Genomic DNA, 14443 nt, shown 5'->3' on the forward strand with positions numbered 1-14443 from the left:
AGTCCTTTTACTAATGATACGATAAAATTGCAGACTCATACAATATGTTCCCGCAAAAGTTCTGAAAAAATTCGCTTCTTTTCTCGTATTTTCGTATTTTTCATGTGAAAAAGGACATTTTCTGCAAAAAGTCTATGCGAGAAATATCGCATAGACAAACATTCCTTACGATCTACCACGAAACGCTTTTAGTTCTTTCATAAACTCATTAAACTCCGGAATATCCATTTGCTGTGCTGAATCCGATAATGCAACAGCTGGATCCGGATGCACTTCAGCCATAACAGCATCAGCACCGATTGCCATTGCTGCTTTTGCAGTTGGTAATAGAAGGTCACGGCGCCCTGTAGAATGCGTTACATCTACTACAACAGGTAAATGTGTCTCCTTCTTCAAAATCGGCACAGCGGAAATATCTAGCGTGTTACGAGTTGCCTTCTCATACGTTCGAATGCCTCGTTCACATAAAATAATATCTCCATTCCCTTGTGCCATAATATATTCTGCGGCATAAATAAATTCTTCAATAGTAGCTGATAAACCTCGTTTTAATAATACTGGTTTCTTTACAGCACCGGCAGCTTTTAATAGTTCAAAGTTTTGCATATTGCGAGCCCCAATTTGAATTACATCTACATAATCAAGAGCCATTTCCATATCGTTTGGATTTAAAATTTCGCTAATGACAGCTAAATCATATTCATCGGCAACTTGTCGCAAAATTTGTAATCCCTCTAAACCAAGACCTTGGAAATCGTAAGGAGATGTACGAGGTTTAAATGCACCACCGCGCATTAATTTTAATCCTTGTTCCTTTATCGCTTCCGCTACTTGACGCACTTGTTCATAACTCTCTACAGCACATGGTCCCATAATAAAGTGCGGATTCCCATCACCAATTCTCTCACCTTTAATCGTAACAATTGTATCCTCTGGCTTTTTCTTACGAGAAACAAGAAGCGCCTTGCGATGATCATCTTCTTGTAACTCTAAGCTCATCTGAAAAATTTGTTTAAAAATATGTTGAAGTGTTGATGTTTCAAACGGGCCATTATTATGTTGTGCAATTAAATCGAGCATATTTCTTTCACGTACAGGATCAAATTTCATAATCCCTTGCTCTTCTTTTACTTTACCGACTTCTTGAACAAGACGGCCCCTTTCATTTAAAAGCTCTAACATTTGCATATTTATTTCATCAATTTGAGAACGTAAACGATCTAATTCTTGTGATGCCATAGGAAGCCACCTCTTTCTCAGTTGTATATTTATATATTGGTTTCATTATCTTATTATCACGTTTAAGCTAACTTATTATAACGAATAGACGTCAGGTTGTCACATGATATACATTGGCATTTGGAATCGTTCCCTCATTTATTAGTTCCGTATATACAATCTCTAAAAACTCAATCTAAGAAAATTATAATGATTTTTTTCAAAAAAGAAAGAAGCGAGCCTCTTCACTCACTTCTTACTTGACGTTCTCTTTCAGTACTTCTTTTTTAATATTCCAATGCGATGTATGCCATACCGCCATACCATCTTTTATGTATAACACTTGTGGTGATTCATGTGTAATCCCAAAATGTTCAGCAATGCGATTGGAAACATCTCGTGCATCCTGTATGTATAAGTAATATGCGGCAGTTTCATCGTTCTCCTTACAATAAGCTTGAAATTCCGTATATGCTCCTTGGCTAATTGGGCATGTTGTACTATGTTTAAACAAAATGTATGGTTCCGCTGTTTCTACTAATGCTTCAAACTCTTCTATTGTTTCGATTTTTTTCATGCTCATTTTACTCACCTTTCATACGGATCGGCAGTCTCGAACGCTTTTCTTTCTTTTCTACCTTCTCTAACTTTCTCTCTTCTTTTTCTCTTTTTTTCTCATGTCGGGTAGCACGGAAATGATTGTACACTTCAATCGCTGCACTGCTCCATTGAACAACTTGAGCAACTTTATCTGCATTATTTTCAATTTCATTTGTAACTGAATTTGATACATTACGAAGTTTCGTATTTAAAGAATGAATTGTCGTTCCAATTCCATCTACGCCTTCTACTACTTTATTTAATGATTGTGACTTTTGTTGAATATCATCAGCTAATGCATTTGTTTTATGTAATAACTGCTCTGTTTCTACGCTTATTCCTTGCATTTGCTTTTCTAATCCCTCTAGTGTACTCGCAACATTTTCTAGCGTTTTCTGTAATGATAATAACGTTCTACATGCATAAATTACCAATACAGCAAATGCTACTGCGATAATAGCTGCACTTACGTATAAAAGAACTTGCATCTCATCACTTCCTTTATCTTTTTCATACTTTCTCCTATTATACAATCATTTTCCGTTTCATTCTAACCCTTACAATTTCGTTCGAATTTTCTTATTTATATGTCAACTGTAACATAAACTATTAAACAAATTCCAGCAAGTAGGGTACAATAACAATGTATACATAATTCATTAGGGGAGGCTTTACATATGAAAGATCCACGTATTGAAAAATTAGCATACAATTTAATTAACTACTCGATTCGCTTACAAAAAGGCGAAAAAGTATTAATTGAAAACTTTGGCTTGCAAAGAGAACTTGTAACTGCACTTGTAAAAGAAGCATATGCAGCTGGCGGGTTTCCATTTGTCTCTTTAAAAGATCACGCGGTAGATCGCTCTTTATTAATGGGTGCTACAGAAGAACATTTCGAACAAATTGCAGCATATGAAGCAAGCGTAATGAAAGATATGGACGCTTATATCGGTCTTCGCTCTGGCGATAACATTAATGAACAAGCTGACGTTCCAAGTGAACGAATGAAAATCCACGGTCAAACAGTTGGTAAGAAAGTTCATAGAGATATCCGCGTTCCAAAAACACGCTGGGTTGTTCTGCGCTACCCAAATGCGTCTATGGCGCAACTTGCAAAAATGAGTACAGAAGCGTTTGAAGACTTCTACTTCGAAGTATGTAACTTAGATTACGGTAAAATGGACAAAGCGATGGATAGCCTTGTTGAACTGATGAACAAAACAGATAAAGTTCGCTTAACTGGTCCTGGAACTGATTTAACATTCTCTATTAAAGACATTCCAGCTATTAAATGCTCTGGTCATTTAAATATTCCGGATGGCGAAGTATACTCTGCACCAGTTCGCAATTCTGTTAATGGTACAATCTCTTATAACACACCATCACCATATAATGGTTATACATTCGAAAACGTACAGCTGAAATTTAAGGATGGAAAAATTATTGAAGCAACTGCAAATGATACAGATCGCATTAATAAAATTTTCGATACAGATGAAGGTGCACGTTACGTTGGCGAATTTGCAATCGGCGTAAACCCATACATCCTTCATCCAATGGGTGACATTCTATTTGATGAAAAAATCGACGGTAGCTTCCATTTCACACCTGGACAAGCATATGATGATGCATGGAACGGGAACAACTCTAACATCCATTGGGATTTAGTATGCATTCAGCGTCCAGAATACGGCGGCGGTGAAATTTACTTTGACGACGTATTAATTCGTAAAGATGGTCGTTTCGTTGTACCTGAATTAGAAGCGTTAAACCCAGAGAACTTAAAATAGCATTAAAAAACGCTCGGATATCATTCCGAGCGTTTTTTTCAATTCATCTCTATTTTCACCTGTGGATTCTCTTTCTCAATCAATGCTAATAACTGATTCATATCTGTTGGCATTGCAATCATATGTACTTTATATTGATTCGTTGTAATTTCAAGAGATTTCCCAACTTGGCGTACCACTCTTACATCTGATAACACAATATCATCATTCAATATCCCATACTTCAGTACACCATTTTTCACAATATGTTTTTTTATAAAGACTTCCCAGACGAGCGGAACATTGACAATAAAACAAATTCCCATTCCAATTAATGCTGTCCCCCAATTCTCTTTATTCATCACAAACAGCATAATGGGATAAACAACCATAATAATGAACATTAGAATGACAACAATCATAATCAGTTTGCTTCTTTGAATAGAAATTTCCATACCATCGCCCCTAACTAAATAATACCATATTTTACAGTTTAACCTATAAAACTTTCTAGTAATACAAATTCCTCATCGGATTTTCTTCCACTCTGAAGCTAACAAGCTATAGACTGCTATATCATGAAAATGGTCATACAACCATTCTTCCTCTCGTAAAATACCATCTAATCGAAACCCAAGTCGTTCCGGAACCGCACGGTTTTTCTTATTTTGTACTCCACAATGAATTTCCATTTTATTTAGTTTTAAATCTTCAAAGCCATAGCGAAGTACCGCTTTTACACTTCTCGTTATAATCCCTTTCCCCTCTGCCTCTTCTGCAAGGTAATACCCAAGACTCGCCGCTTTCTTCTCCCAGCTCACTGGATGAATGCTTACCATCCCAACAAGCTTTCCTTTATAACGTATACCACTTTCAAAACCACCTCCCTCTGCAAATTTCTTTAACCACCTCGGAAAAATGTCATCATACGCATCAGCCGATTTCGTGCCATCTACCCAAGGAAGCCATCTTCTTAAATGATTACGGTTTTGATTTATTAATTGATATAACTCTTCTTTATGATGCTTCTCTAATAATTGTAGTTCAATTTCGTCATCTACTCGGAGTGTGAACATATTTACACCCCTTTTTTTCTTATTATTCTAACATCTATTGTTAAAAAATCCCCCTCAACATATCAGCATTTTGACAGGAGATATCGGCTTCCCAACATCTTTCGACACCACATATACTACAAATCACGCACTAAAAAAGACGCATAGCCACCGCTATGCGTCTTTTTTTTACTTCTCAGCAACTTGCACTTCTTTTATATAAGCTGCTTCGAATTTTTGAATGTCGCCTGCGCCCATAAAAATAAGAACGCCGTTTTTATGTTTTTTCAGTATATCTGTTGTTGTATCTGTAATTAATTCTGCACCATCAATGCGTTTTTGCAAATCTTCAATTGTTAATTCACCTTTGTTTTCACGTGCTGATCCAAAAATGTCACATAAATAGACTTGATCAGCTTTACTTAGGCTTTCTGCAAACTCATCTAAAAACGTCTCTGTACGTGAAAATGTATGCGGCTGGAAGATAGCGATAATTTCACGCTCTGGATACTTTTGATGAGCCGCTTCAATCGTTGCATTAATTTCTGTCGGATGATGTGCATAATCATCAATAATGACTTGGTCTCTCACCGTTTTTTCATTAAAGCGACGTTTTACGCCTTCAAATGTTGTTAATTGATGTTTCACAACTTCGACATCGATATTTTCATAATGGCAAAGCGCTATTACTGCTAATGCATTTAATACGCTATGATTTCCGTATCCTGTAATTTTAAATGTTTCATAATACGTATTACGAACGAATACGTCAAATACAGTACCGTCTGTTCTCTTTTGAATGTTACGAGCTTGGAAATCATTATCTTCACCAAATCCATAGAAAATAACAGGTACTTTCGCTTGAATTTTTTGAAGTTCTTCATCATCACCACATGCAATAATTCCCTTTTTCACTTGAAGTGCCATCTCTTGGAATGCATGAAATACATCATTAATGTCTGCAAAATAATCCGGATGATCAAAGTCAATATTTGTCATAATTGCATAGTCTGGATAGTAAGACAAGAAATGACGACGATATTCACAAGCTTCAAACGCAAAATACTTACTATTTTCTACCCCATGTCCCGTTCCATCGCCAATCAGATAAGATGTCGGGTTAGCACCTTGCATGACATGGGCTAACAAACCTGTTGTTGATGTTTTTCCATGCGCACCTGTTACAGCAACACTTGTATACTGACTCATAAGGTTTCCTAAAAAGTGATGGTAACGATGGACTGGAATATTTAATTCTTTCGCTGCCATAATTTCTTCATGCGTATCAGGAAATGCATTTCCTGCAATAATCACTTGTCCTTCTTTAATATTGTTTTTATCAAAAGGAAGGATTGAAATACCACGCTTTTCCAATGCTACTTGTGTGAAGAAACGCTTTTCATAATCAGAACCTTGAACAGTATTCTTCATGTCATGAAGAATTTGTGCTAATGAACTCATTCCTGTTCCTTTAATTCCTACAAAATGGTAAACTGTCATCTTAAAGAACCTCCAACATTTCGAACTAATACAACGGCCTATCTATAAGACAGTATATGAATCTTTTCTTATTTTGGTAATCATCATACATTTCCGATAAAGCGAACCTTTTTTAGCTCTCATTAATCAAATGCATACGTGCTTCGTTTTATGTCCATAACAAAACTATTATAGCAAAAAACAAGCCGTTATACTATGATAACAGAAAAACTGATAGGGTCAATCACCTATCAGTTTTTCTTTTTTATTTCTCTTCTTTTTTTCTAATTGAACGCGCTCAAGACGCGGATTCGGACGGTATTTACGCCCAGCTTTCGCTTCCGGCTTTCCATTTAATTCCACATTATCGCCAGTAAAGCCGATATTTATTTTCAGTAAGCTACTGCCCACTCCGTATAGGTCTACAGGAACATTTTGCGCTTCAAATTCACGAATACGTTTCTCATCAAATCCGCCAGTTACAACAATATCTACATGTTGGAACCCTTCCTCATCAAGCGCCTTCCGCAGTGCAAAAACAAGCGATGGATTTACACCACGTGGGTCAAATGTTCCAAGTACCTCTGGATTACGGATAAAATATTGATCAATCATTGTACGTGATGTATCAATACGTACACCTTTTAATTCTGAACCGAATTCACGTGCAACACGAAGACCATCTGTAATTACATCATTGTTATAGTCAATTAGTACAACGAGATCATCTTCTGGAAACTTTTTATGATAGGCTCTGGCAGCTTCAACAACATCTCCATTAAACATTTGGATTAATGCATGCGGCATTGTCCCCATTCCACTTTTGCCCCACCATTCATTCATTGCATGCGTTGCCTGTGCACTCATACCACCGATGTATGCTGCGTATCCATCACCAGCTTGCTGTGTGTAATGATCATCACGATCCCCCATAAAAATAACAGGTTTTTCTTTTTGACCGCTACGAGCAGCTTGTACAACATTATATACATTTGTTGCTACAGATGTACGTCGGGCTAAAATCCCATCGATTACACCTTCTAAAAATCCAAAATACTCATAAGGTCCTGTGATTGTCAAAACTGTTTCAAACGGCTTAATTTTGTCTCCATCCTTTAAAGAATGAATTTCTAACTCTTCTGGATGTGTCGCAAATGTTTGTAACAATGCAATTACCTCATCTGTTCCGCAAAGCACTGCATTCTCTTTTTGAAAAAACTGCATGGTTACAACACTTTTCGGACGAAATTCTTGAATAATATCACGAGTCTTTAAAAAGTAAACAGCAGAGAACCATCCTTCTCCAACTCGTTCATCAAATTTAAATGTTTTATTTGTTAATCGATTAATTTCACCTTTTAATTTTAATTCGATTTCTTTCATGTCGTTTTACTCCCTACTTTACTATCCAACATTTTCTCTTAGTATACAGCAAAACCGCTTCCTATACATGAATTTCCTGCATAGCAGCAAATTCATCCTCTGAAATTAGGACATCTCTCGGTTTCGTTCCTTTTGCTTCAGATATAATCCCTTGCGCCTCCATCTCTTCAATAAGACGTGCTGCACGATTATAGCCGATACGGAATTTTCTCTGTACAGAAGATGTAGAAGCTCCCCCTTGTTCTACAACAAATTGACATGCATCAAAAAATAATTCGTCTTCCACTTCATGTTGTTCTGTTTTCGCTAATAAATCTTCTTGCTTAAATAAGTAATTTGGTTTCATTTGTTTTTTCACATGTTCAACTGTTTTTTCAATTTCATCATCTGATACGTACACACCTTGCACACGTACTGGCTTAGATGTACCATTTCCTAAAAATAGCATATCACCGCGTCCTAGTAATTTTTCTGCTCCTCCAATATCAATAATCGTACGAGAATCAACTTGAGATGATACAGTAAACGCAATGCGCGTTGGAATATTAGATTTAATTAATCCCGTAATAACATCTACAGATGGACGCTGCGTAGCAACTAATAAATGAATACCGCAAGCACGTGCTTTTTGAGCGATACGACAAATCGCTTCCTCTACGTCACCAGGAGCCACCATCATTAAGTCTGCTAACTCATCAATAACAATAACAATATATGGCAATGTTTCACCTGGAATTTCTCTTTCACTTACGATTGTATTATACCGAGTTAAATCGCGAGCTCCCGCATGTGCAAACAGCTCATAGCGTCGTTCCATCTCATCAACCGCCCATTTTAATGCCGCTGTAGCAGCTTTTACATCTGTAATAACAGGGGCTACAAGATGCGGAACAGAGTTATATGGTGCAAGTTCGACCATTTTTGGATCAATTAACATGAGCTTCACTTCATGAGGTTTCGCCTTATATAAAATACTCGTTAAAATCGCATTAATACAAACACTTTTCCCAGACCCTGTTGCACCGGCAATTAATCCATGAGGCATCTTTCTAATATCTGTTACAATTGGTGCCCCCGAAATATCAAGCCCTAGTGCAACCGTAAGCGGTGACTCACTCTTTGTAAATACTGGACTTCTTAAGATTTCTCTTAAAAAGACTGGCTTACTTTCTTTGTTTGGAACTTCAATCCCAATCGCACTTTTTCCTGGGATTGGCGCTTCGATCCGAATATCTTTTGTAGCCAAACTTAACTTAATATCATCACTTAAATTTGTGATTTTATTTACTTTCACACCCGGGTCAGGCTGTACTTCAAAACGGGTTACCGCTGGTCCTTGTGAAACATTGATAACATGTGCCCCAACATGGAAATTATTAAACGTCATATCTAGCAATTGTTTTTGTTCGTCTAACCATTCCGTATTATCTAATGTTGTTTGCGTCGGAATCGTGAGCAATGTTAATGGCGGCATCATGTATTCCGGAGGTGTTTGCAATACGTTACGAACATCATTTTCTCTTTTCGCTATAACATACTCTTTTTCACTAGAATTTGCTGTAGAATCCTTCATTTGTTGCACAGATTGCTCAGTTCCTTGTGCTTTTTCTTCTACTTGTTGGACTGGCTTCTCTTCGACCTGTACTTCTTCTGCTTGTTGTACTGCATTCATTCTTGCTATACGCTTTTCCATTAGTTTTCTTCTATCTTGTTTTAACATAACAACATTAAATGGTATATGCCGTTTTTTCTCACGTTTTGGTTCTTCTGTTTGCACAACAGACTGAGTGCCTTCTTTTTCTTCAATTAAGGTGTTCGCAAAGCTTTGAACATCTTTTTTCGTCTGTTCAAGGCTTTCTGAAGTTAACGCAATTTGTTTCTTATCCTCTTGAAACTCCATTACTTCCTGCTGGGCAACGTATTCAGTGGTACTTTCTATTTCCTTAGATTCTTCTTGTAATTGCTCCACATCTTTTGTTTCTATTTCCACTTCTGCTTCCATTTCTGCTTCCGCTTCTTCTTTTGCTTCTACTTCTATTTCTGCTTCCACTTCTTCTTCCGCTTCTGCTTCTATTTCTGCTTCCACTTCTTCTTCCGCTTCTGCTTCTATTTCTGTTTCCACTTCTTCTGCTTCTGCTTCTGCTTCTATTTCTGCTTCTATTTCTGCTTCCGCAATTGTAACTATTTGTGTAGGTTCTGAAGATGAAACTTCTTCTGAAGAATCTTCTGTTTCAATCACAATCGTTTCTACAAGTGCTTCTTCCGACTTTATAATTACCGCCTCTTCAGCAGCTTTTTTCTCAACTTGTTCTTCTATGTTTTTCGTATCTATAGCCTCTGATTGCAGAGCTTTTCGATAATCCTCCGATAATGCCACTACTTGTTGCTCTGACTCAAAGTCATCTGTTTGCTGTTCTATTAAGTCATCTGAATTTTCTTCCAATAAAGAAGCTTGACGTTCTATTTCATAGCTGTTTTTCTCTAACCACTCATCAACAACTGATTTTCCTTCTTGTTTACTTGCCTCTTGATTATCCGCTACTGTTCCCTCTTCTTTAGGAAAATCGCGTACTACTTGTTCTTCGGAAAAATAGGAGAATGTATATCCCTTCTTCTCTAACCAAGCATCAACAACTGATTTCCCCTCAACAGATATTTCAAGGTCTTCTCTCTCTTTTTCTTCCTCTTGTACAATCTTTTTTTCTACTGAAGGACGATGATATCCATAAATAGGAGAGATGATTTCTGTTGGACGAAATGGTCTTCGATTATTTTCTTGTGCTGGTACAGATGTTGGTTGAACAAACGGCTCTGGCACTTCTTCTGATTGATGCACAAATTTTGATTCTGTATATGTAGAAGTTGTTTTTTGCTCTACATATCTTTGCCGATGTCTTTCCGCTTTAACAGTTCTATGAATAGGTTGCACTTCAAAACTTGACGGCGCTTCTACATCCTCTTGATCCAATCCACCATCTGGTATTAAAGGAAAACGGCATTTCACACCTTGATTTCGGCTTGCCATTTGTGCTTCTCTTTCTTCAGTGTAGTGGTTTACACGAGGAATTTGGGGCTGACTTTCAGTTCTTTTCGATACTTCTTTAAACACTGCTGTTTTTTCTTCCTGATGTTCCTCTTTGTTAAACAGCTTTTTCATCCAATCTAACATGCTTACCACTCTTTCTACTAAATAGTAACATTCTTTATTGTATCAGCATTCAGCAAAAAGTGCAGGTAAAATTACGCCCATTTATATGACAAGTCATATTCCAAACCTTTTGTAAACTTTAAAAAAATAGCAGTCTTATATAAATAGACTGCCGCTTGTCGCTTACGCTCTATATTCTTTTGTACTTTATTTATCTTGAAGTTGATTGATAATTTCATTTATACTATCAGCTATACAGACTGGTTCCCATATTTCCCTCCCCTTGTTTGCTGTATAAATTGGATACAACGCATTATCAGTATCTACAAAAATAGGATCCCCCATATCTGTTTCATAGCCGATAACAATCCAGCTCTCTTTCCATTCCCCTTCATTCTCACCTATAAGCGAATGATTATTTTTATCATATCGATAACCAATTTGTCCTTTTTCTATTTCGTCTTTATGAAACAAATAGATTTCGTAGGAATCGATTTCAACATCATGTTTTTTTGTAACTTCAATTCTCTCAAGAAGTTCTTTTATTTTCTGTTGTTGCATCATGTACGCTAACCCCTTTTGTTTTTCTAAATTTTAACTAATTTGGTTTCACAATACAATATACTTTATAAAGGAAAGCGTGACAATATAGCGACATTTCAGCAAAATAAGGCCACTGCTGAAAACGATTGATTTATATTCATGAGAAGTTGTATATGTCGTAATTTGTTGGTAAATCGATATTCCGTGTCGAATCGCCGATATCTTTCAACTTGCGCCGATAAATGGGGAGACTTCGCCGATAAGTAGGGCTGCATCGCCGATAACTTCTTATAAATAGGAAAAGGAGTCTATCACCTACTATATACAGGCGATAGACTCCTTTTTTACACTCAATTAAAACTTGAATTCTTGTCCAATCTCATAGCTATCTTCTAATACAAGAATTCCTTTTTCCTGTGGTGCATCTGGTAGTTCTAACTCACGAGCAGAGCAAAGCATACCAGCAGATGGAATTCCGCGTAATTCAGCTGGTTTAATTAGCATGCCACTTGGCATAACGGCACCAATTTTCGCAACAACTACTTTTTGTCCTGCCTCAACGTTTGGTGCACCACATACAATTTGTAATGTTTCTGTGCCAACTTCAACTTTACAAATACTTAATTTATCAGCATTTGGATGTTTTTCTTTTTCTGCTACATAACCAACAACAAATTTTGGTGAAAAATCTGCTTCTACTCTTTCTTCAAAACCGTTCTTCGCTAAAATTTCGTTAATTTTTTTAACAAGTTCTTTTGTTAAAGTAATATTCCCTGTTTCTTTTATTTCCATATAAGAAGAGACACCAAAGATGTTAAATCCTGCTGTCACATTGCTTTCACGATCATAAATACGCGCCACATCTCCTTTGCGATCAAATGTGCGGTTCTCTAAAGCAATATCTTGCAAGGCAACAATTAATGTATCTCCAATTCCTTCATGGTTGTAAAAAACGTTCACTTTGTTCATCCTTTCTCTTTTCCATTCGTCTTCTTCCGATTTTTCGCTAAAATAAAGATTGGTTCAAACTCACCATCTTCATATATAAATGAAAGCGATGTAATTGGAACATGACCTTCAGCAAAAAATTTCATTGTCATTTGTGCAATAATATCATAACCGATTTCGTTCATGATATCAGCAATAATTAACACATCTTGATGCGGAACAGCCACTACCATATCGCCTGAAATTTTTTCACGCATAGATTGTAACAGCGATTCATTTAAAATACGACTCGCATCATAACCATCATTTGTGTTCAAGAAATAAAATGTGTTTCCAGCTACTTGATCTTGTTTAAACTCATAATTTAATGAACGAACATTAAATAATGCCATTTCACGCACTTGCTGTTCTGTTAACCCTAATTTTTGTAACAAACGTTCATCTATTAAACGGTATGTTTTATTGGAATCTAATGCGTAATAAATGCGTGTTTCTGCTGTATGTTCTGTCATAATAAATGGATTTCCTTCTTCCGCTTCTTTCGGGAAAGAAGTGGACCGAATAACCGGAAATATTTTCCCTGATTGATTTTCTTCTTTATGCATAGCAAGCAACGCTTCTGTTACGTAATATACAACATCTTCAATTGCAGCTTCTTTTTTCACTTCCCATTTTGCGACAACTCCTGGAAGTGAAACGTTAATCCCTTTTTTCGTATCTTTTTGCTCAATTCTTAGCACATCTTTTTCACTATCATAATGAAATTCCCACTCTGGGCGAGCTAACCTTTCCATTAACTCTTTTTTCATCTTCTTATTTGTCATTTTCATTTCGCTTTCCTCCCTTCCAAAAAAATAACCTCCCCGCGAAGGTAGAGGTTATTTCACAATTTTATTAACAGATTGCTTTATTTTAACCCTTCAATAAACGCTTCGATTTGCTCTTGTGTTTTTCGCTCTTTGTTCACATAGCGACCAATCTCTTCGCCTTTATTGTACGCTACAAAGCTTGGAATGCCAAATACATCTAATTTCACGCAAAGATCGATAAATTCATCACGATCTACATAATAAAATGAAAAGTTACTGTATGTCTCTTCTACCTCTGGCATAAATGGATCAATAAAACGGCAGTCTGGACACCAATCTGCTGAGAACATAAAAATAACGTTTTCCTCATTTTTTAACTCTTGAAATTGCTCCATACTTTCTAAAGTCTTCATCTATATTTCCTCCTCTAACGAAGTGCATCGTTTCATACTATAATCTTTCTTTTATACTACCATACATCGTGTGCTGTGCAAGGTTTATGCTTGCTTTTCATTATACTTATATTGTCCAATTAATAGCTTTACAACATGAACAAATAGCGCTGTACGATCCACATAATGATCTGTAAAAATTCCGATTGCTCCTTCATGGCTTCGAATATCTTTTCGCTTAACAAATTCTTCCATAACTTCACTTAACTCTTTTCCCGCTTCAAGAGGATCAAGGAAATCATCTGGCAGCTTAACCCGAGCACCTCCTGCAACAAACATTTTCCCCGTACTCGTTGCTAAAGCACCCCAGTTACATAAAAACAATCCATGCTTCGTTTTCATTACGCCACCTTCTAATCCAAAGCCAATATCTGCTTTGGTTTCCTCTACTGCTCGCTTCGCTCTATTCATTGCTCCTTGCATCGTTTCCTCATCAGAAAAAGGCTGCGATGCTACTCCCGACGGAACAGAAATGGCGATAATGTCCGCATCTTTCCATACTTCCTCTACTGCTCCTACTTTTGTTTGATTTTTCGATCCAACTGCTATTTTCATCTCTTCCACCTCTATCTCTATATACCCCTTTGTCCGAGTGAAGCATCGTATGATTTGCCTCACAATTCATACTCCACATTCCGTCACCTGTATCTCTTTCTAAATGTTGCTTATCATTTATATATCAACAAGATTTTCCGGGGACTGTTTAAGTTGACTCAAATCGGGTCTGACTTCACTCCAACTTCCCTTCATTTTTTTACCATAGTGCGCTTTCAAATGATAGATTACAAAGCGATCTGCTTCTTTAAGTGCACTGGTAGCTAAAGAAGATTTTCCTCCATAAAAACATTGAGATTCACTAAAAATAGGATACCGATAATGGATACGACAATTCCAATCATTATCCATGTTTTCGACATATAGTTCCTTCGCTATTCATTTTATTTCTTTTGAACTACCCCCACTTAACACTCTTACGAGCTGTTTGAAGTGGGAGATTCCTAAGAACACCAACCTAACGGTTAGTTATTGATTAGGC

Annotated in this window: 14 protein-coding genes; 1 reads left to right on the forward strand and 13 read right to left on the reverse strand. The window is 36.7% G+C overall.

Annotated elements, in window-relative coordinates:
- Positions 1 to 165: 165 nt before the first annotated feature.
- The 3 genes from MR056_RS08515 to MR056_RS08525 all read right to left on the reverse strand — a co-directional run bounded on the left by MR056_RS08515 (position 166) and on the right by MR056_RS08525 (position 2351).
- On the reverse strand, positions 166 to 1239 hold the full coding sequence (locus MR056_RS08515) for a bifunctional 3-deoxy-7-phosphoheptulonate synthase/chorismate mutase (RefSeq protein ID WP_012095802.1): 1074 nt from the start codon (positions 1237 to 1239) through the stop codon (positions 166 to 168).
- Positions 1240 to 1474: 235 nt separating this feature from the next.
- Entirely contained in the window at positions 1475 to 1801 is a 327-nt protein-coding gene (gene ytxJ / locus MR056_RS08520) for a bacillithiol system redox-active protein YtxJ (RefSeq protein WP_012095803.1), read from the reverse strand.
- 1 nt (position 1802) lies between these two features.
- Entirely contained in the window at positions 1803 to 2351 is a 549-nt protein-coding gene (locus tag MR056_RS08525) for a DUF948 domain-containing protein (protein WP_041810072.1), read from the reverse strand.
- A gap of 144 nt (positions 2352 to 2495) precedes the next feature.
- Between MR056_RS08525 and MR056_RS08530 the strand changes: the two genes are divergently transcribed.
- Complete coding sequence (locus tag MR056_RS08530; protein WP_012095805.1) at positions 2496 to 3611, forward strand: aminopeptidase; 1116 nt, start codon at positions 2496 to 2498, stop codon at positions 3609 to 3611.
- A 38-nt stretch (positions 3612 to 3649) separates the two neighbouring features.
- Here the strand turns inward: MR056_RS08530 and MR056_RS08535 are convergent, their stop codons facing one another.
- From MR056_RS08535 to MR056_RS08580, 10 genes are all read right to left on the reverse strand, one after another.
- On the reverse strand, positions 3650 to 4045 hold the full coding sequence (locus MR056_RS08535; RefSeq protein ID WP_012095806.1) for a PH domain-containing protein: 396 nt from the start codon (positions 4043 to 4045) through the stop codon (positions 3650 to 3652).
- Between the two features lie 72 nt (positions 4046 to 4117).
- Entirely contained in the window at positions 4118 to 4666 is a 549-nt protein-coding gene (locus tag MR056_RS08540; RefSeq protein ID WP_012095807.1) for a GNAT family N-acetyltransferase, read from the reverse strand.
- A gap of 168 nt (positions 4667 to 4834) precedes the next feature.
- Positions 4835 to 6145, reverse strand: coding sequence for a UDP-N-acetylmuramate--L-alanine ligase (gene murC, locus MR056_RS08545; protein WP_012095808.1), 1311 nt, complete (start codon positions 6143 to 6145; stop codon positions 4835 to 4837).
- Positions 6146 to 6364: 219 nt separating this feature from the next.
- The gene (locus MR056_RS08550; RefSeq protein ID WP_012095809.1) at positions 6365 to 7507 is read right to left on the reverse strand and encodes a nicotinate phosphoribosyltransferase; all 1143 of its coding nucleotides are present in this window, start codon (positions 7505 to 7507) and stop codon (positions 6365 to 6367) included.
- Between the two features lie 61 nt (positions 7508 to 7568).
- On the reverse strand, positions 7569 to 10676 hold the full coding sequence (locus MR056_RS08555) for a DNA translocase FtsK (RefSeq protein WP_242136541.1): 3108 nt from the start codon (positions 10674 to 10676) through the stop codon (positions 7569 to 7571).
- 186 nt (positions 10677 to 10862) lie between these two features.
- On the reverse strand, positions 10863 to 11219 hold the full coding sequence (locus tag MR056_RS08560) for a hypothetical protein (RefSeq protein WP_012095811.1): 357 nt from the start codon (positions 11217 to 11219) through the stop codon (positions 10863 to 10865).
- A gap of 333 nt (positions 11220 to 11552) precedes the next feature.
- Positions 11553 to 12167, reverse strand: coding sequence for a YtpR family tRNA-binding protein (gene ytpR / locus MR056_RS08565; protein ID WP_041810073.1), 615 nt, complete (start codon positions 12165 to 12167; stop codon positions 11553 to 11555).
- Entirely contained in the window at positions 12164 to 12976 is an 813-nt protein-coding gene (locus MR056_RS08570; protein ID WP_012095813.1) for a DUF1444 domain-containing protein, read from the reverse strand. Before MR056_RS08570 ends, ytpR begins: the two co-directional genes overlap by 4 nt.
- A gap of 77 nt (positions 12977 to 13053) precedes the next feature.
- Complete coding sequence (locus MR056_RS08575; RefSeq protein ID WP_012095814.1) at positions 13054 to 13368, reverse strand: thioredoxin family protein; 315 nt, start codon at positions 13366 to 13368, stop codon at positions 13054 to 13056.
- Between the two features lie 84 nt (positions 13369 to 13452).
- Positions 13453 to 13962: a DUF84 family protein gene (locus MR056_RS08580; RefSeq protein WP_041810074.1), complete on the reverse strand. Its 510-nt coding sequence runs from the start codon at positions 13960 to 13962 to the stop codon at positions 13453 to 13455.
- Positions 13963 to 14443 lie beyond the last annotated feature (481 nt).

The organism is Bacillus cereus group sp. BfR-BA-01360 (assembly GCF_022663595.1).
Taxonomy (GTDB): Bacteria; Bacillota; Bacilli; order Bacillales; family Bacillaceae_G; genus Bacillus_A; species Bacillus_A cytotoxicus.

Excerpts from the sequence above, each read along its gene's own strand:
- MR056_RS08515 (WP_012095802.1), bottom strand. The coding sequence starts at position 1,239 with ATGGCATCACAAGAATTAGATCGTTTACGTTCTCAAATTGATGAAATA.
- ytxJ (WP_012095803.1), bottom strand. The coding sequence starts at position 1,801 with ATGAGCATGAAAAAAATCGAAACAATAGAAGAGTTTGAAGCATTAGTA.
- MR056_RS08530 (WP_012095805.1), top strand. The coding sequence starts at position 2,496 with ATGAAAGATCCACGTATTGAAAAATTAGCATACAATTTAATTAACTAC.
- MR056_RS08535 (WP_012095806.1), bottom strand. The coding sequence starts at position 4,045 with ATGGAAATTTCTATTCAAAGAAGCAAACTGATTATGATTGTTGTCATT.
- MR056_RS08540 (WP_012095807.1), bottom strand. The coding sequence starts at position 4,666 with ATGTTCACACTCCGAGTAGATGACGAAATTGAACTACAATTATTAGAG.
- murC (WP_012095808.1), bottom strand. The coding sequence starts at position 6,145 with ATGACAGTTTACCATTTTGTAGGAATTAAAGGAACAGGAATGAGTTCA.
- MR056_RS08550 (WP_012095809.1), bottom strand. The coding sequence starts at position 7,507 with ATGAAAGAAATCGAATTAAAATTAAAAGGTGAAATTAATCGATTAACA.
- MR056_RS08555 (WP_242136541.1), bottom strand. The coding sequence starts at position 10,676 with ATGTTAGATTGGATGAAAAAGCTGTTTAACAAAGAGGAACATCAGGAA.
- MR056_RS08560 (WP_012095811.1), bottom strand. The coding sequence starts at position 11,219 with ATGATGCAACAACAGAAAATAAAAGAACTTCTTGAGAGAATTGAAGTT.
- ytpR (WP_041810073.1), bottom strand. The coding sequence starts at position 12,167 with ATGAACAAAGTGAACGTTTTTTACAACCATGAAGGAATTGGAGATACA.
- MR056_RS08570 (WP_012095813.1), bottom strand. The coding sequence starts at position 12,976 with ATGAAAATGACAAATAAGAAGATGAAAAAAGAGTTAATGGAAAGGTTA.
- MR056_RS08575 (WP_012095814.1), bottom strand. The coding sequence starts at position 13,368 with ATGAAGACTTTAGAAAGTATGGAGCAATTTCAAGAGTTAAAAAATGAG.
- MR056_RS08580 (WP_041810074.1), bottom strand. The coding sequence starts at position 13,962 with ATGAAAATAGCAGTTGGATCGAAAAATCAAACAAAAGTAGGAGCAGTA.